Raw genomic sequence first — 16,542 nt, 5'->3', positions numbered from 1 at the left:
TAAGATACCCAATTATATACTATTGTAAAAGCAATTCATAATTAATATTATATTAAGCTAAAGGCATTATATAATGATGGCCTTATCTTTATCAAACAGATAAATATAGCATTCTTTAATCTCTTCTCCACCAATAGCTTGTAATGCCTCTTTATATAGTTGTAGTTGGGTTTTATACTTTGTAACTATTAGTTCTACATCTTCAAAAACATAGTCACTTTTATAGTCAATAAGTACAATGCCCTCGGCTTCTTTAAAATAGCAATCTATTACTCCCTGTATTAACAGCTCTTCGTCGGACTCTATTCCATCAAGTACCTCTGAAGCAGTTTTCTTAATATTAAATGGTACCTCTCTATATACTTCTTTAGCCCTTAAAAGACGTTTTCCAATATCACTGCTAAAAAACTTTTCTATTTTAGCTACATTAACTGTAGCAGCCTCTACCTCAGTTAATAACTCATTAGTAACCATGCCGCCTATCTGTTCCTCTATATCTTTAAAGCTTAGCCCTCTGCTGAAGTCCAAATGCTGCATTACAAAATGTAAAACCGTACCCTTTTCAGCAGCCGATAGGGTATTAGATTTATCAATAAATTTTGGAATTTTAATTAGTTTAGGTATTTTAATTCCTAGCCCTTCAAGCTTGCTAATTTGACTTTGCTTTATATCGGTAACCGATAGCTTAGATGGAATTTTAGTAGCTGCTACATATGGGTAGTGCCAATTTAGCCTTCTATTTATATCATCTTTATATGAAGTAGCTTCTAGGTCAGGGGATTCTAACCTCTTTTTTAGTAGTTCCCTCTCTGTATTTTCTTGAAGCTCTTCACCAACCAGTTGACCTTTATTATGAATTTTTATACTCCATCTGGAATTATCCTCCAGTAGGTCTGCCTCTAACAGTTCTAAATCTGCAATTCTTCTTAACTTCTCTCCATCCCTATGCTTTACTAAAAGACCTCCTATCCAGTCTAAATAGGTGATGGCACCAGCAATAGAATAATCCAGTAGCGGTCTTCCCCATTTCCTGCATTTTTTTTCTAGCTGCTTAACAGAGCCCACTAGTATTAATTTATCCTTTGGTCTGGTTAAAGCTACATATAGTATTCTCATTTCTTCCGATAAGCTCTCTAGCTTTATTTTATCCTTCATTGCCATTTTAGCTATCGTTTCTCTTATTATTCTTAGGTCTGGGTCAACGTAGTCTGGTCCTATGCCTAAATCCTTATGGAGAAGCATTCTATTGTTTAGGTCCCGTAAATTAAACTGCTTTCCTAGTCCTGCAACTATTACCACAGGAAATTCTAAACCCTTGCTTTTGTGGATACTCATTAAGCGAACTACGTTATCATTTTCACTTAGTATTTTTGCCGAGCCCATATCCCCCCTATTGCTTTGTAGCTTTTCAATGAAGGAAATAAAGTTAAATAGCCCTCTTATAGATGTACTTTGAAATTGATTGGCTCTATCTAATAATACTCTTAGATTGGCCTGTCTTTGTATTCCACCAGGCATAGCTCCTACATAATGATAGTAGCCTGTGTCTGTATAGAGCTTCGAAATCAATTCATCCATCCTTGTATATTTAGCTTCTTCAGCCCATTCTTCTATTCTATTGATAAAGCTGTTTAATTTTTTACTCAGTCCATCACTTTTTTCGTTGATATACTTGAATATACCATTAAAATAGCTTTTATCCCTATACTCGGTTCTAACGGTTATAAGCTCATTGATTGTAAAGCCTCCTATTGGTGAAGCCATTACACTTAATAAAGGTATATCCTGCCTTTTATTATCTATAACCTTTAAGAGATTCATAAATAAGCTAACCTCTATGGCTTCAAAATAACCTGACCCAATATCGGCATATGCTGGTATACCCTCTTGAAGAAAGGTCTGCAAAAAGGAAGGAGCCCATTGTTTTGTTGCACGCAATAGTACTACTATATCTCTATATTGTACCCTTCTAAAGGAGCCTGTAGCTCCATCGTATACTTCCTCCTTTAATGCAGCCTTTATCCTTTTAGCAATTATTTTTGCTTCAACATCTATATCCTCTAGCTCCTCTATAGCTTGAGAAGCTTCTTCTATATCAGGGTCCTTCTCGATAAGATGCAGCTCTAAGGATTTATCCTCTGTAACGGGAAACTCGCCACCAGCATTTAAAAATACCTCCTCTGTATAGTTAATCTCACCAACAGTACGGGACATAATATTCTTAAAAATAAAATTTACCCCATCTAATATCTCTTTTCTGCTTCTGAAGTTTTTAGCTAAATCTATTCTTCTATTTAACCCATCCTCTTCACTTGAAAAGGTGTCATATTTATCAATAAACAGTGATGGATCTGCAAGTCTAAAACGGTAAATGCTTTGCTTGACATCACCTACCATAAATAGGTTGTTTTTTCTCTTAATCCTTTGTATAATTGTTTCCTGTACAATGTTGCTATCTTGATATTCATCTATAAAAATATACCTAAAGCCTTCTTGATACTCCTGGGAAACCATAGGATTTTCCAATAGCCTTAGTGCAAAATGTTCAAGGTCATTGAAGTCAACTATTCCTTTTTCTGCCTTTTTATTTTGATAGGTACTGTTAAAGTCCTCAACGATCTTAGCTAGATACTCCATAAGGGGCTGAAGGCTATTTAAGTCTTCAACATATTCCTTTGGAGAAGCTGACAAAATTTCATTCTTTAGCTTTTTTATTCCATCCTTTGCTGTATTCCGTAGCTTCTTAGCCTCCTCCTTTAAGGCTTCATCAGCCTCCTTGCACCTTCCTAAGGTTTGGTGCTTTACTTCCTTTAAGGAGCTATAAAACTCCACTAGTCCAACTTCTATGGCATTAATTAAAGCATCTATAACTAATATATCATTGGTAATTGCAGCTTCATATTGATAGGGTCCCATAGGCTTTTGGCAAACATTTATTGCCTCTAGTAACAAATCCTTTATCCCCTTTAGCCTCAGTATAATGCTTTGTTTTATAGTCTTTACCCAGGGTGATTTGTAGAACTCTTCTAAGTTCATAGAAAACAGCTCTACCTTTTCCTTTAGCCACATTAATGGGTATGGTTGACTTTGAATAAAGCTATATATATTTAATACCAGTTCCTGCAGCTGATTATCATCTCTTCGACCTCCATAGGCTTCCACCAGCCTATGAAATAGCTGATTTCCTTCATTATACTCTTCTTCAAATACTTCTTCTATAGCCTCCTGCTTTAAAAGTAATGTCTCAGTAGCATCTCCTATCCTAAAGGAGGGATCAATGTTAATAAAGTGAAAGTGTTTTTTTACTATTTCTATACAAAAGGAGTGGAGGGTTGCAATAGTAGCCTTATTTAAAAGAGTCAATTGTTTTCTTAAATGCTCTTCTTTACTATTTTTTACTTCCAGCTCCTTTATAATGGCTTTTGCAATTCTTTCCCTCATTTCACCGGCTGCTGCATTTGTAAATGTAACAATAAGTAATTCATCTATGTTTACTTCATCTTCAATTATTAGCTTTATTATTCTTTCAACTAGCACAGCAGTTTTACCTGAGCCAGCAGCAGCAGATACTAGTAAATTGCTATTTCTAGCTGTTATTGCAGCCTCCTGCTGCTTTGTCCAACTAGGCATCTGAATCACCCTCTTCCATTTTTACAGGAATTTTTTTAATTATTTCTTCTTTCTTTAACTCCTTAATAACTTTATAATTGTTATCCTCTATCAATCTATCGAATTGGCAAATTGATGGAAATTCACAGTGCTTACAGGCAGTATAATCCCCCTTCTTAATAGGCTCTATCTTTACATTCCCCTTTACTATTTCGTCTGCTATCTCCCTTATAGTAGCTCTAATATGCTGGTTAATAAGGTTAAACTCTTGGATAGTTAGGGTATTAGAGGACTTGGAAACTTCATCACCCTTATTTATGCTTACTGGAATAATATTTGAGTAGCCTTGAATATTATTATCTATTTCTTTAATAACCTTTACATCATTAAGGGCAAAGCCCTTCATCTTCAATGCTTTGTTGATTTCCTCTTCTATTACTTCTACTGCCCTGTCGGTGGTTTTTATTAGTGGATCATCAATTTTAAAGTAGAAAACCCCTGCTGGGTATATTTTATCCTTCTTTAGGTATTTACCCATAGAAATAATAGCATCCATATAGACCAATAGCTGTAGCTGTAGTCCATAATAAACATCCGTCAAGCTTATGTCTTTATGGCTGGATTTATAGTCAATTATTTTAGCATAGGCTCCTGTTTCGTCCTCAAAAAAGTCTACCCTATCAATTCGTCCTTCTAAATGAATTTCTTCCCCTGAGGTTAACTGGATAACAATAGGAGGTAGCTTACCTTCTTGACCAAAGGATATTTCATGGCCAAAGGAGTTAAAGCTCCCCTGCTTTAAATGTGACGTTAACACCCATAGGGCACGCCTACTAATTCTCTTTAGCCTTTCTAGTAAATATCGGTACCGTTGACTGCTATAAAATATACCATTTTGTATTTTTTCTGCCATTTTATCTATTATTTCATCAATTGCTTTATCACTGTACTCCTTAGTAATTTCCTTCCAATCTATACCTCTGCTGCCTATATGATTTTGAAATTCTTCTAAGGCGTCGTGGAAAAGCTTCCCCATATCAGGGCTTGTTACTTCATAGGTCCTTCTCTCCTTTGGCTTTAATCCATATGATACAAAATGAGAAAAAGGACACCTAGAAAAGCCCTCTAGTCTTGATATGCTGGTATTCATAGGGGTTGAGTATAACCTTCGTGCCTTTGTTTCTGGAATGTAGTATATTTGATTCCTGTGGAATAATCCCTGTAGCATCATTTTTCTCTTATAGTCCCATAAAGGATTATCAAAATACCATTGGTAAACATCCCACCAAATATCCTCCATTATATTGTCATCAATATAATGGCGTAGGGCTTCAATTAAATACTTAAATGTACTGGCTGGAGTCGAAATTAGATTTACTTGCTTTTCTAAGGTGTTGGTGATATCACTATATACCTTTATTTTAGGAAATAGCCTTTTAAATCTATCCACCATAACTGAGGGTCTAAGTGCCCTTCCCTCATTATCGGCAAGTGAATAGCTTACCCATAAGTATTCACTTGGCTTTGATAGGGCCGCATATATAGATAGCTTTTCTTGGTAAAGCTGACTTTCCCTATCATATGCCAAGGCTATTCCCTTTTCGCATAGAATACTTCTTTCATTTAGCTGCAAAATACCTTCATCTTCACCTGTAGCTGGTAATACTCCATCATTTACTCCTATAAGAAATAATCCTTTAACATCATGACTTCTGGATCTTTCTATATTTCCTATTAATACTTGATCCACTGTTGAAGGAATTACACCTATCTCTGTAGCAGTAAAGCCCGAATCTAAAATTCCTCTGTATTCCTTCAAGGAGACTTTTTGATCCCCCAATATTTCTGTAAGCTGATCAAAAATTTCCATAACTGTATTCCAAATTTGAGTGTTTTCGTTTACATAGTCATATCTCTCTTGTTTCTTAAACAGTTCTATCCAACCATTGAGCTTTTCTTCAATTTCCATCTCCTTCAAAAACAAGAACAGCTCTTTTGTTATATCACCAATATTATTGGCTTTATTAACTGCCTCTGCCAATTTAACTAAGGGTGATATTATCTTCTTTCTACTGATATTTAACTCTTCTAGGTTGTATTCCTCAGATGAATTTGTCACTCTAAAATCATTAAGCCATTTATGCCCTTTAATACCGTATTGCAGGCAATAGTTTCCCAGCTCCTCCCATAGGTCCTTTGAAATATCAGTAAAGCCTGTCCGTAAAAATCGGAATACATCATGTGAAGCATAGTTGTTGGAGATAATATCAATAGCTGACAATATCAGCTCTATTATTGGATGATCAATTATTGATCTTTTCTCATCCATAAAGAAGGGAATGCTATACTCCTTAAATATGCTTTTTATAAGAATATTGTAGCTGTCTATTCCACCTGAAACAATTGCAATATCCCGCCACCTATAGTTTTTCTCCCTAACTAAGGATACTATTTCGGCAGCTATGCCTTCAATTTCCATATAGGGATTTGAGGCCGCCAATAGCTTTATTGCATCAGTATTTTCTTCATATATTTTATAGGGGTATCTATAAAACTCACCTTCAATATGGTTCATATAGGGCTTTTTATTTAAATTAGCTGAATTAACACAGCTAACATCTATTATTTCTCCAGTGATCCCCATATTTTCAGCAAGCTTATTTACTTTATTATAGGTCTTATTGGTTAGCTTAAATAAATCACCATCTATTTCTTTAGGCTTTGGATCTAATGTAAAGGTTATGTTTAATTGCCTAGCCTTTTTCATTAGTTCTTCTATTATCTTATAGGTTTGTGCTGTAAGACTATGAAATCCATCAATCCATATTATTGAGTCATTAAAGGTAGCTGTCATATGGAGCTTTTCTATTAAAAGATTAATATGGTCTTCTGTATCTATGTATCTGTTTTCCAAGTATTGGTTAAATGCTTCATAAATTGTAGCTACGTCTGAAAGCTTCATTTTAAGGAGTTTATTTTCCTCCAGCTCTTCTATTTCCTCCTTCAGCTTAGCTGGAGTTATATTATTCTGCTTAATTTCAGTGATTAATTTGTTAAGCTTTGTAACAAAACCCTTTTGTCTTGTCACCTTCTGATATATACTTAGCTCTTTTTCTAGCTCAGTCAATAGTCTTCTTATAACCATGCTTTTTCCTATATCATTAATATGTGTTTTAGTTATTCCTCCAACCTCACTTAAAACACGATGGGCTAATCGGGTAAAGCTCAAAACCTCCACATCTAAAATTCCCCTTAGGTTACCTTTTTTTATCAAATCCCTTTCTGCTTGTAGAGTAAACTGCTCTGGGACGATTAAAAATTGCTTTGCTTCTTTTTTTTGAATGTTTTCACTAATCTGCTTGTATATGTAGTGGCTTTTTCCTGCACCACTTCTTCCTAAAATATATCTAACACTGCTCAACTGTATCACCTCTGTTTTAATACTAATAGCCCAATTATATCATAGTAAAAAACTACAAGTGCCTTCAAAGTTTAACCCTTTTTGTAAAACTCTGTTCCCATATTCCATAGCTTACCAGTAAAGCTATCTTCTTTACCTTCTTCCTCCTTCATGAAGGATAAAATACTCTCTACATCCCCCGACATTATATCTGCATGATGGAGTATTTGAGCTTCTACAGTTTTAGGTAATACAGGTGAACCAAACTCAAGCTTTCCATGATGGCCTAATATTCCATTTAATATTATCAGCTTATCATCATTATCAAAGCCTTCAATTTCTTCTATAGTATTTAACGTGGCATGGGCACCCAAAAATATATGTCCCAGCATACTTCCCTCCTCTGTAAAACCTGTTTCAGGAAGCTGCTTATATTCCCAAATTTTAGCCCAGTCATGTAAGAAGGCCATTACAATTAACCTTTCCATTTGTCTTTCTGACAATTTTTTGGTTGTAGCTACTGTATATGCATATTTTAACACCTCAAGAACGTGCTGTAGCAGCCCATGATAAAAATTATGGTGTACTCTGCGGGCGGCAGGATAGGTGCAAAACTTTTCGTAATGGTCTGTTGCAAATATCATTTTGTCTAAAAGTGTTTTTAAATGAGGTCTTTGGACTTTATCATAGAAGTACTGAAGTCCTTTTTTCATGGATTCTATCTCCCAATCACTAGTGGGAGTTAAGCTCCTTATATCTACCTCTGTATCATTAATCAAGTCGATCTCTTTAATTGTAAGCTGAAGTGCTCCTTGATATTCTCCTACAACTGCCTTTATACTTACTGGCTGATTTGACTTGAGTCCTTTAAAGAACTCTTGTTTTTCATCATAGTCCCAAAATTTAGCATCTATTTGCTTTGAGGCATCCTGTAGAACTAAATCTACATATTTTTTTTCTGACTTAGTTAGTTTAATTTTCATGTCAGCTACTAAAGCTATAGCTTCTATTATTTGATTAACATGGTCTTTATTGATATTAATAAGCTGTTTAATTAACATAAACTACCTCCTGTTTAATCAAGATATACCTTTAATTTCTATAAAAAGATTCAAACTCCTTTATAGTTTAGATATAATGTTGGACTGCTCAAAAAAGACTAAGATGACCTGTTAAGGTCATCACATATTATTAAGATGGTAGACTAAGCAAAAAGTCTTAGACTCAAGGCGCGATAAATCCTAGCGATTGCAGCGTATATACTAATACGTAAGAATGCTAGGATTTTGATGCAACGAAGAAAATAGGGCTTTTTCATTAGTCTAAGATGACCTGTTAAGGTCATCTCTCATGTCTATTATTATAAATATCAATTAACCTCTCTAGAGCTTCAACTCCAGGCAACTCTTCATGTTTTGTGGCCTCAATTATCTGTCTATATTGCTTCTCCTCTTCCACTACAGGATTAGCTGCAGGGGCTCTGCTATTTTTATTCACCTGTGAAGCCTCCTTTGCTTCAGGTTTTTCTTCATTAGAGTTGATGTATTTTTTATTTCTTCTTTTAAAATACTCCTGTGGCGAAATAACCTCCACTAATTCCTCTTTGTTAATAGCTATTTTAGTATCGTCAGGATTATCATTTTTTTCATTAACTATATCAGTAGTTACCGCAGCATTTTTATCTTCTAGTTCTTTATTTATGCTATCGTTTTTTATAGTTTTAGATACCCTTTTTCTTTTTATATACTCCTCTGGTGTATAAACCTCCACCTCTGCTGCCTTTCCTTCTAATGAAACCTTTTTTTTATTTTGTCTCTTCATGCCTACATACATCCCCCTCTTTACCTGCTTCATTATACTGAACTAGTTTTTTCATAATATTGTAAAGATCTTTTTCTGTGGCTCCACAAGTCTTTAATAGCTCCTTTAGCTTAGATTCAGGTAGAGCCTTTGAATAGAAGGTTTTATTTTTATCTACTTCCTTTAATATGCTTTTATAAAGCTTTAGCTCATCTGAAGTCAGTAAATCTTCAAACTTTTCCACTATACACACCCTCTTTATTTTACTAATGCCAACAGTTTTACACCATCCTTTATTTCTATAGGCTGATACATGTTGTTTTCTATAATAAAATTTCCATCCTTGTCAATTTTTATTTCCAGCTGGAGCTCCTCCAATTCTAAGGCTTCTAGTTTATAGCCATCCACAAAAAGAAATATGGAGTTTATTTGTAGTGTGTTATTGTTTTCTGTTTTATATATGTTTGCTTGATTGGATGCATTTATCATAAAGCTTATATTCTTTGTATCACTCATTTTTTTCCCCCACTTCCTTTAATTTAATGTCTAAGGAGTGAGTTTCCTTTTTATCTGAATAGAACTTAACCCCATTGTCATTAATGTTAATCTCCTCTAAGCCTTCAACTAATAGCTCACCTGATTTCATGAGCTTTATTCTTAATGGGTTAAGTATGGGATTATTGTCCTTAAAATTAAATATAAGAAGGTAGTTGTATTGAAGTAATTTTACTGCTTTGCAATCCTTAAGATTACCTTGATTTGATAAGTTTAAGGAAACCGGTATATTATTCAAATCCATCACTCCAAATATTTTTTTATTGCTTCTTCTACATAAGCTCTTTTTTCATCATTACTTATGTTACCATTTCCTTTAATTGATGCCAGTTCCAACATTAGCTCTCCTATATTCTTGTTTAAATTAATATACTTATTTATCTCAAACTCACAGGTTTTAAGTTTTATACTATCCACCTTTATCTCCCCTTTAAAAACTACTAATACTTAATGGTTGTTTTTTCCCTCTTGTTTTTATCTTTTTCATCTTTAATTGTAACTATTTCACCCTCACTGGCCTCTTGAAATTTTTTAAACATTTTTTGTGTTTCTTCACCAGTACTTATCCTATTATGCTTTTCTACATCTACACTTAAATTTTCATATCTTGAGTTGCTTTCGTCAAAAGGCTCTCCATCAATATACACATTACCATTATAGTCGATAGTAATACTCTTTGGCTCTTTTCCATTATTTCTAAGATTCTTTACTGTAATCCAATTAGGACTAGGTTTTTCCTTTATAGACATTTTGAATCCTCCTATACATAAGCTATGCACTGTTAATTTTTATGCTTGAATAAGACTGTGTTATAGTTGAATAGGCAGAGAGCGTCATATTTGATTGTTGATTGGCATTTATTTGATCTATTATGTCGGCTTGCATGTAAACATCACCGCTACTTTTTTTTACAGCCTTCTCGTCGGTTTTATGTGTCATTATTACCCCTCCCCATAAGGAACTACATTTATTTGAAAGGAAATTCCTTTTAGTCACAAAAAGGAATTTCCTTAATTATCACATTAATTATACATAAATGTCATCATTATACTGATTAGTTGTAATTATTAAAGAATATCCTTTAAGATATTTACCTTTTGTTCCTTAGTCATTTCTGCATCTTTTGCTTTAGCTAATTTCTCCAATAGTTCAAAAGGATCCGTTTCTAAATCCTCGAGATTCGACTCCAATCCATATCCTTTAACAGCTAAATTTAGAGGATGAAATTTCTTGGAGTTTATTGTTAAGCCTGTTTTACTAAACCCTATTTTCATACATTCCCCTCCTATAAAGCTATTATTTGATCGTCGTCTTTGTTGGTTGAAAAACCAAGTTGTGCTTCGATAATATTTGTTGCCTGAACAGCAACAACTGCTAGTATCTGTTGAGCATTTTGATTTATTGCCTTTTGATTAATAACCCCTGCTACAAGTATATCTCCACAGGCAATATGACCAAACTTCTTTGATAGGTTCTTTAATTTGTTTGGATTTGGTAAACTACTCATTACTATACCTCCCTACTTGATGTCTAACTCATCATTATCCTGATTAGTTGAGAAACCAAATTGTGCTTCAATAATATTTAGAATTTGAGCTGCGATAATCACAAGAATCTGTTGAGCTGTTTGATTTACAGCTTTTTGATTTATAACACTTGCGAAGAATATATCTGACATATAATAACCTCCTTTAAATAATGATTAGTTATTGTTTTTGCACTACATATTATGTTAGGCTCTATATTTTGACACAAAAAACAGTTATTATTAGCTGTTCTATATTTTACACAAAGTCTTCAAAATGGTAGACTGATGAAAAAGTCTTAGTTTCGAGGCACAAAAAAATCCTAGCATTGCCACGTAAACTTGAGAAGCTAGAAGTTTGAGGTTAGAAGCTTCAGAGAAATCAAAAACTCTTATCTCTAGCCTCATACATCCTGCCTCTAAGTTTTTTAAGCGTGCTAGGATTTTGAAGTAACAAAGAAAATGGGGCTTTTTCATCAGTCTAAAACAACCAGTAATAGCTGTTAACTTAGTACAAGCTTTGTTCCTATAGCTTCTCCCATATAAACCTTTGTTTCGTAACCTTTTAATGTGTTTTCTAATAAATCGGAATCTATTTTTACAACTGCCTTTTTAAAAAACATGATAGTAGTGGAACCACCGAACTTAAAATAACCCTTTTCATCACCCTTTAAAACAGGCTTATCCTTTTCATAGGTTTGCACTATTGTTCCAACACAGGTTGCACCTACTTCTATCATTATTATTTCTTGAAAGTTATCTGATTGAAAAATTGCTACTTCTCTTTGATTTTTACAATAGAGTTTTTGTATTTTACTTAATGCCAAAGGATTTACAGAGTATAGGCTGCCCTTTATTGACTTGCTTTTCCTAGGTATGCCAGTATCAGGAAAGTGAAATCTATGGTAGTCTGAAGGGTTTAGCCTAGTTATAATACATGCACCACCATTGTAATCATTTGCTAGTTCACTATCTCCGATAAGTTCTGAAAGGGTGTATTCAATCCCCTTCACCTGAACAACTTTATTTATATCTATGTTGTCATAGGCTAAAACTCTTCCATCAGCAGTGGACATTAGCTTATTCTTATCCATAGCAATAGGTCTTGCTTCTTCTTTTAGCCTTCTAATAAAAAACTCATTGAAGTTTTTATAGCTAGTAATGTTTTCATCTAGGGCCTCTGACATATTTATAGAAAGGTCGTTTATGAAGGATGGAATCTTCTTTTTGCTTAAAGGGGTATCCATATATAAACCCATAAGCCTTGAAAATATCCTTTTCTTTATTACATATTCTAAAAACGACTTTCCAATATTAGTATCATACAGCCACTTAAGGTATTTTTCCCCTGCTACTGTTTCAACCTTTAACTTACCAGTTTCACGATCAATAAAACATACCCTCATTTTATCACCCTGTCTAAAAAAATTATTGTCTATAAATTATACTATAAATTATTAAAAAACAAAAACAAGATTTTATATAAAAAAACAAACCACAAGCAAAATGAAGCTCCCTTTTACAGCTATAGCTTAAAGGGAGCAGCTCACTAATTGATGTTTTAAAGATTTTTACATTGTTTTGTTAAAACAATTGCCCAATTCCAAGAACAATGATAACCATTAATGCCCAATTACCATAGGATATGGCCGCTGCCTTTTTAAGGCTAATTTTATATACATATGTAAGGCCTAGGGCAACAAAATATAAGAATATTAAGTTGAAAATCTCAAAGCTACCCATAACACTATATAATATTGGATTGTCTGTCGCCATATTAGGATTAATTAATTGTCCAATGGAAACTAAAGATGTATTTACTTCTGGATTACCAGTAATAAGTGCAATAATGGTTCTAATAGCCTCCCCTATTACAGAAATAATACTGGAAAAGGCCACTACAGATAACACACCTTTTAAACGACCTTTACATCTTGTAATAAGAGCAAGTATGATTATAACAACACTGTTCAAAACCCAGCCTATTAAAGGAGTAATGAATCCTCCTATTATAAGGCCTACCTTCGTCATGGTTATAACTGTAGCTGGTAGTTCGGAGGCTGTTATGTTTACCCCCTGCTGCCGGTAAGACTCAATTATTTGTGGTATAGAGTAATCCACCAGCATATTGACTTTTGGAATTATAAGCATCATAAATATTACTGCAATAATAAATATTGGATAAATAATTGGGTTTAAAGCTAAGTCCTCCATTGTTTTAGAAGGCTCACTGAAAAAGTACTTTAGCTTTTCTCCCAAAGAAAGCTTTTCTTCTACTTCTTCATCCATTAGCTCAGTTGTATTATCCATTTCCTCCTGCATGTCTTTTTCTAACTCTTTCTTTTCATTCATTTTATTCCCTCCTAATTAACAAACTTTCCCATTAATTATAACATGAATCTTATATTTTTTTATATAAAACAAAAAAAAATAAAGATTTAATTATTTTTATTCATTAAAAAAGGTATTTATCAACATTATCTTTATTGTACCTTCACAGTTTCATTATCACTACCGTCTAACTTCATTCTATGATAATTACCTTCTGAGTAATAAAATATATATTTATCTACAATATTTAAGTTTTTGGCTATACCCTCATGTATAAGCATAGTTTCTTGTTTATTGGGGTCTATTTTATAGACTTTCCAAGCATTATCTTTCAGGTCACGCTCTGAAAAATAGATAATTCCATCTTTTACATTTAACCAACTCACAACTCCCTCATTTTCTCTTATAACTGTATTTTCATTTCCATTAGCTTTAATCTTTTTAATGTATCCATCGGATAAATAATAAATAGAATCTCCTTCCATTACCATAAAAGTAATTTCATCTTCTATTATTACCTTCTTTTCATCAGTTGCTAAGTTTATCTTGTATAACTTGCTATTATCTGATAGGTTGATATAATATAAAGAGTTTTCAAATATATACATATAGCGTGAGTTATCTTCTGCCAGTTTTTCAATTTTTTTATTTTCTATATTTAATTTATTTATACCATTATAAGAAAAATATAGATAATTATCTTTTTTGTTAATAAAGGTTCCAGGTAAATTAGTTAACTCCTCTAATGTAGAACCATCTATTTTTACTCTGTATATTCCCTGTCTATCTTTTGAATACAAACCTGTATATATCCAGTCATTGTCAATGTTAATAGTAGAAAAATTACCCTCAATAATTCTTTTGCTGTTTTTCATGTTCATATTAAACTTGAATATTCCATTCATGCCACTATGATAAATATGATTGTTATACTCAAAAAATGTCATACCATTAGCTATGTTAGAAGAATTATCATCCTGTATATTGATTTTACTTAAATTACACCCTGTTAAACTAATTAAACTTAGAAAAATTAGAAATATAATTATGCTTTTCCTCATTTTTATCTAATTCCTCCTTGATAATAGATTCAAGTCTATTAGTTACTTAGCATTAAAAAAGGTGTCTAGCTAGACACCTTTTTAGTAATATTCTTATTTTTTTATTTTTGGAAACTTAGGCGTATAAAGGAAACCTATGCAGTTTATACCAGTTCCAACATTTGCAACAACCAAAGCTACATCAGCAATCGAATTCAGGATCATTTTTTTCATTCAAAACACCTCCTTAAAATTTGATTTTATGTTAATTGGTATTAGTGTAACCCCTTCAAAGGCTAAAGCCAATGCTGCTATATTACCATAATAGTGCCAGCTAGGTATTAAATACCCAATGCCAACTATGACTACACTGGCTATTACGGCAGTTATAAGGCTTCTTTTTCTATAGGTCTTTTTCTCTTCCGCATCTAATCTTCTATTTGGTGTGTCCTTTGGTGCGAATATGTAAACAGCTAATAAAGAGCTTATAATTAGAATAATCTGAATTATCCGATAATAATTAATTGGTATTAGCCTTCCTATATAGACAGCAGTAAAGGTAATCAAACAAGTTATAATAAAGCATTTTAATGGGGATTGTGAATGACTACCCCCAGCCTGTACCCTTAGGGAGCTGAAAAAGATAATAAACACGATTGACTCTATAAGTACACCTAGTAGTAATGATAGTACTAGAATACCCGTTGTTTTTAATAAAACAATGATAATTAACTCTAGCCCAAATCTATAGTAATCTATTTCTTCACTATCTATAAGGCTGTTTGTTTCAAGGGCCTTTGCAACATTTTGTGCCCATTCATTAATCATTTGACACTCCCCCCAAAAACATAAATATATACACAGTAAGTATACTATTTAATCATTCTTGAAACAAGCTTTTTTTCATCATCGGTATGTTTATTGCTATATTTGGTGAATGAAAGTAAAAAGATGATGAATTTAATATCCATCATCCCCTAAGGGTAAAGCAATATTTACCTCAAATAAATCCCCTTTATCCTCAATTCTTATTATACCCTTATATCTATAGACAACCTGTTTAACATTTAATAGTCCAAAGCCATGATTGTCTGAATCCTTCTTGGATGTGAATCTATTGCTGCCATCATTTTCTTGATAAATGTTTACCTGTGACTTGGTATTGACTATATTTATTATCATGTAATTACCCTTAGTATATAAACGTACATCTATTTCCTTTTCATCGGCTTCTTTACCTGCTTCAATTGCATTATCCAGTAAATTTCCCAAAATAATAGATAGGTCTATATAATCGAAGGACAGTTCTTGTGGAAGCTCTATATCTAAGTCCATTGTAATTCCTTCACTACTGGACTTCTGCTTTTTTACATTAACTAAGGCTGTAATAACTGGATGGTTTACCTGTACTATATCGTTTAATTCAGAGACACTTTCCCCTAGCTCCTTTATGTATTTTTCTGCCTCTTTGTTTTTCCCAAGGTGTATCATTCCATAAATTATACTAATATGATTATTAAAGTCATGCCTTTGTGCCTTCATGGTGTTAACTATTTCTTCAAGGCTACTGAAGTAAACCCTTTGATTTTGATATTCTTTTTCCCTCATGGTCCATATCAATTCTTTTTCATTTTGAGCTATAATTCTTCTCATTATCATTATTACAACCCAGCTAAAGGTAATAGTACCTGCCGCCATACCTATTAAACTAATGTAATCTATTAATGATGTTATCTCTATGTTTTTAAACAAAAGAAAGGTCATAAAGGTAATAATCATATTAAATAATAATACTACAGTTATGGGAACAATAGCCTTTCTATCAAAGGCTCTTTGTACATTTATCTTACTTAAGCCATACCGAATTATTATAAAAAATAGAGATTTCGTTATAATAATTGCCAATATCTTATAGAGGTTTACCGATAAAAGGTCGGCAGGTGATAAGCCAAATACAATTACAATTATATTAATAAATATTATTTCAATTGCAAAAATAAGTACTGCAGTAATTAGAGTTAATGAGAAAATATATAACGGACCTTTTTTTAATATTAGTGAATAAATTAATGAAGTCAAAAAAAGTACAATTAGAGTAGCAATGGCATTGGCTAAACCAAAAACTATATTTGAAAATGTATTTAATAGTATTACTGTAGCCACCGCAGGGATAATATAAATAATTCTGGGCTTTTCCTTAGCCAATGTTTGAATAGAGTAATAAATAAGAAATGTATCAATTGTACTGGTAGCAAGGTTCATAATCATACCATCCATTACAT

At 32.9% G+C, this 16,542-nt stretch carries 19 protein-coding genes; all 19 read right to left on the bottom strand.

What is annotated here, in order from left to right; all coding sequences use genetic code 11:
- Positions 1–66: 66 nt before the first annotated feature.
- The 19 genes from addA to F8154_RS09310 all read right to left on the bottom strand — a co-directional run bounded on the left by addA (position 67) and on the right by F8154_RS09310 (position 16,537).
- The gene (gene addA / locus F8154_RS09385) at positions 67–3,630 is read right to left on the bottom strand and encodes a helicase-exonuclease AddAB subunit AddA (RefSeq protein ID WP_151861366.1); all 3,564 of its coding nucleotides are present in this window, start codon (positions 3,628–3,630) and stop codon (positions 67–69) included.
- The gene (gene addB, locus F8154_RS09380; protein WP_151861365.1) at positions 3,623–7,030 is read right to left on the bottom strand and encodes a helicase-exonuclease AddAB subunit AddB; all 3,408 of its coding nucleotides are present in this window, start codon (positions 7,028–7,030) and stop codon (positions 3,623–3,625) included. Before addB ends, addA begins: the two co-directional genes overlap by 8 nt.
- Positions 7,031–7,101: 71 nt before the next feature.
- Entirely contained in the window at positions 7,102–8,070 is a 969-nt protein-coding gene (locus F8154_RS09375) for a 3'-5' exoribonuclease YhaM family protein (RefSeq protein WP_151861364.1), read from the bottom strand.
- Between the two features lie 280 nt (positions 8,071–8,350).
- Positions 8,351–8,830 carry a hypothetical protein gene (locus F8154_RS09370; RefSeq protein WP_151861363.1) on the bottom strand — a complete coding sequence of 160 codons (480 nt, stop codon included), beginning with the start codon at positions 8,828–8,830 and terminating at the stop codon, positions 8,351–8,353.
- The gene (locus tag F8154_RS09365) at positions 8,814–9,053 is read right to left on the bottom strand and encodes a hypothetical protein (RefSeq protein WP_151861362.1); all 240 of its coding nucleotides are present in this window, start codon (positions 9,051–9,053) and stop codon (positions 8,814–8,816) included. The genes F8154_RS09370 and F8154_RS09365 overlap by 17 nt, the downstream gene beginning before the upstream one ends.
- A gap of 14 nt (positions 9,054–9,067) precedes the next feature.
- Positions 9,068–9,325 carry a hypothetical protein gene (locus tag F8154_RS09360; RefSeq protein WP_151861361.1) on the bottom strand — a complete coding sequence of 86 codons (258 nt, stop codon included), beginning with the start codon at positions 9,323–9,325 and terminating at the stop codon, positions 9,068–9,070.
- A complete protein-coding gene (locus tag F8154_RS09355; protein WP_151861360.1) occupies positions 9,318–9,602 on the bottom strand; it encodes a hypothetical protein in 285 nt (94 codons plus the stop codon). The genes F8154_RS09360 and F8154_RS09355 overlap by 8 nt, the downstream gene beginning before the upstream one ends.
- A gap of 5 nt (positions 9,603–9,607) precedes the next feature.
- The gene (locus F8154_RS15105) at positions 9,608–9,781 is read right to left on the bottom strand and encodes a hypothetical protein (RefSeq protein ID WP_192930236.1); all 174 of its coding nucleotides are present in this window, start codon (positions 9,779–9,781) and stop codon (positions 9,608–9,610) included.
- A 23-nt stretch (positions 9,782–9,804) separates the two neighbouring features.
- Entirely contained in the window at positions 9,805–10,113 is a 309-nt protein-coding gene (locus tag F8154_RS09350) for a hypothetical protein (protein WP_151861359.1), read from the bottom strand.
- A 22-nt stretch (positions 10,114–10,135) separates the two neighbouring features.
- The gene (locus F8154_RS15100; RefSeq protein WP_192930235.1) at positions 10,136–10,303 is read right to left on the bottom strand and encodes a hypothetical protein; all 168 of its coding nucleotides are present in this window, start codon (positions 10,301–10,303) and stop codon (positions 10,136–10,138) included.
- 128 nt (positions 10,304–10,431) lie between these two features.
- Positions 10,432–10,638 carry a hypothetical protein gene (locus tag F8154_RS09345; RefSeq protein ID WP_151861358.1) on the bottom strand — a complete coding sequence of 69 codons (207 nt, stop codon included), beginning with the start codon at positions 10,636–10,638 and terminating at the stop codon, positions 10,432–10,434.
- 11 nt (positions 10,639–10,649) lie between these two features.
- Positions 10,650–10,871 carry a hypothetical protein gene (locus F8154_RS09340; RefSeq protein WP_151861357.1) on the bottom strand — a complete coding sequence of 74 codons (222 nt, stop codon included), beginning with the start codon at positions 10,869–10,871 and terminating at the stop codon, positions 10,650–10,652.
- 12 nt (positions 10,872–10,883) lie between these two features.
- On the bottom strand, positions 10,884–11,042 hold the full coding sequence (locus F8154_RS15095; RefSeq protein ID WP_192930234.1) for a hypothetical protein: 159 nt from the start codon (positions 11,040–11,042) through the stop codon (positions 10,884–10,886).
- Between the two features lie 350 nt (positions 11,043–11,392).
- On the bottom strand, positions 11,393–12,295 hold the full coding sequence (locus F8154_RS09335; protein ID WP_151861356.1) for a phosphatidylserine decarboxylase: 903 nt from the start codon (positions 12,293–12,295) through the stop codon (positions 11,393–11,395).
- Positions 12,296–12,473: 178 nt separating this feature from the next.
- Positions 12,474–13,241: a YIP1 family protein gene (locus tag F8154_RS09330; RefSeq protein WP_151861355.1), complete on the bottom strand. Its 768-nt coding sequence runs from the start codon at positions 13,239–13,241 to the stop codon at positions 12,474–12,476.
- A 131-nt stretch (positions 13,242–13,372) separates the two neighbouring features.
- The gene (locus tag F8154_RS09325) at positions 13,373–14,281 is read right to left on the bottom strand and encodes a DUF5050 domain-containing protein (protein ID WP_151861354.1); all 909 of its coding nucleotides are present in this window, start codon (positions 14,279–14,281) and stop codon (positions 13,373–13,375) included.
- Between the two features lie 93 nt (positions 14,282–14,374).
- Entirely contained in the window at positions 14,375–14,494 is a 120-nt protein-coding gene (locus F8154_RS09320; protein WP_151861353.1) for a cyclic lactone autoinducer peptide, read from the bottom strand.
- The gene (locus tag F8154_RS09315) at positions 14,495–15,088 is read right to left on the bottom strand and encodes an accessory gene regulator ArgB-like protein (RefSeq protein ID WP_151861352.1); all 594 of its coding nucleotides are present in this window, start codon (positions 15,086–15,088) and stop codon (positions 14,495–14,497) included. It abuts the gene before it with no gap.
- A 132-nt stretch (positions 15,089–15,220) separates the two neighbouring features.
- A complete protein-coding gene (locus tag F8154_RS09310) occupies positions 15,221–16,537 on the bottom strand; it encodes a sensor histidine kinase (RefSeq protein ID WP_151861351.1) in 1,317 nt (438 codons plus the stop codon).
- Positions 16,538–16,542 lie beyond the last annotated feature (5 nt).

Source organism: Alkaliphilus pronyensis (genome assembly GCF_009017275.1).
Lineage (GTDB): Bacteria > Bacillota > Clostridia > Peptostreptococcales > Natronincolaceae > Alkaliphilus_C > Alkaliphilus_C pronyensis.
The sequence above is the reverse complement of the archived record's forward strand: the minus strand, read 5'-3'. Positions and strand labels throughout refer to the sequence as shown.

Bases quoted from the DNA above. Each gene is read 5' to 3' on its own strand.
- addA (WP_151861366.1), bottom strand. From the start codon at position 3,630: ATGCCTAGTTGGACAAAGCAGCAGGAGGCTGCAATAACAGCTAGAAAT.
- F8154_RS09375 (WP_151861364.1), bottom strand. From the start codon at position 8,070: ATGTTAATTAAACAGCTTATTAATATCAATAAAGACCATGTTAATCAA.
- F8154_RS09370 (WP_151861363.1), bottom strand. From the start codon at position 8,830: ATGAAGAGACAAAATAAAAAAAAGGTTTCATTAGAAGGAAAGGCAGCA.
- F8154_RS09360 (WP_151861361.1), bottom strand. From the start codon at position 9,325: ATGAGTGATACAAAGAATATAAGCTTTATGATAAATGCATCCAATCAA.
- F8154_RS09350 (WP_151861359.1), bottom strand. From the start codon at position 10,113: ATGTCTATAAAGGAAAAACCTAGTCCTAATTGGATTACAGTAAAGAAT.
- F8154_RS15100 (WP_192930235.1), bottom strand. From the start codon at position 10,303: ATGACACATAAAACCGACGAGAAGGCTGTAAAAAAAAGTAGCGGTGAT.
- F8154_RS09345 (WP_151861358.1), bottom strand. From the start codon at position 10,638: ATGAAAATAGGGTTTAGTAAAACAGGCTTAACAATAAACTCCAAGAAA.
- F8154_RS09340 (WP_151861357.1), bottom strand. From the start codon at position 10,871: ATGAGTAGTTTACCAAATCCAAACAAATTAAAGAACCTATCAAAGAAG.
- F8154_RS15095 (WP_192930234.1), bottom strand. From the start codon at position 11,042: ATGTCAGATATATTCTTCGCAAGTGTTATAAATCAAAAAGCTGTAAAT.
- F8154_RS09335 (WP_151861356.1), bottom strand. From the start codon at position 12,295: ATGAGGGTATGTTTTATTGATCGTGAAACTGGTAAGTTAAAGGTTGAA.
- F8154_RS09330 (WP_151861355.1), bottom strand. From the start codon at position 13,241: ATGAATGAAAAGAAAGAGTTAGAAAAAGACATGCAGGAGGAAATGGAT.
- F8154_RS09325 (WP_151861354.1), bottom strand. From the start codon at position 14,281: ATGAGGAAAAGCATAATTATATTTCTAATTTTTCTAAGTTTAATTAGT.
- F8154_RS09320 (WP_151861353.1), bottom strand. From the start codon at position 14,494: ATGAAAAAAATGATCCTGAATTCGATTGCTGATGTAGCTTTGGTTGTT.
- F8154_RS09315 (WP_151861352.1), bottom strand. From the start codon at position 15,088: ATGATTAATGAATGGGCACAAAATGTTGCAAAGGCCCTTGAAACAAAC.
- F8154_RS09310 (WP_151861351.1), bottom strand. From the start codon at position 16,537: ATGGATGGTATGATTATGAACCTTGCTACCAGTACAATTGATACATTT.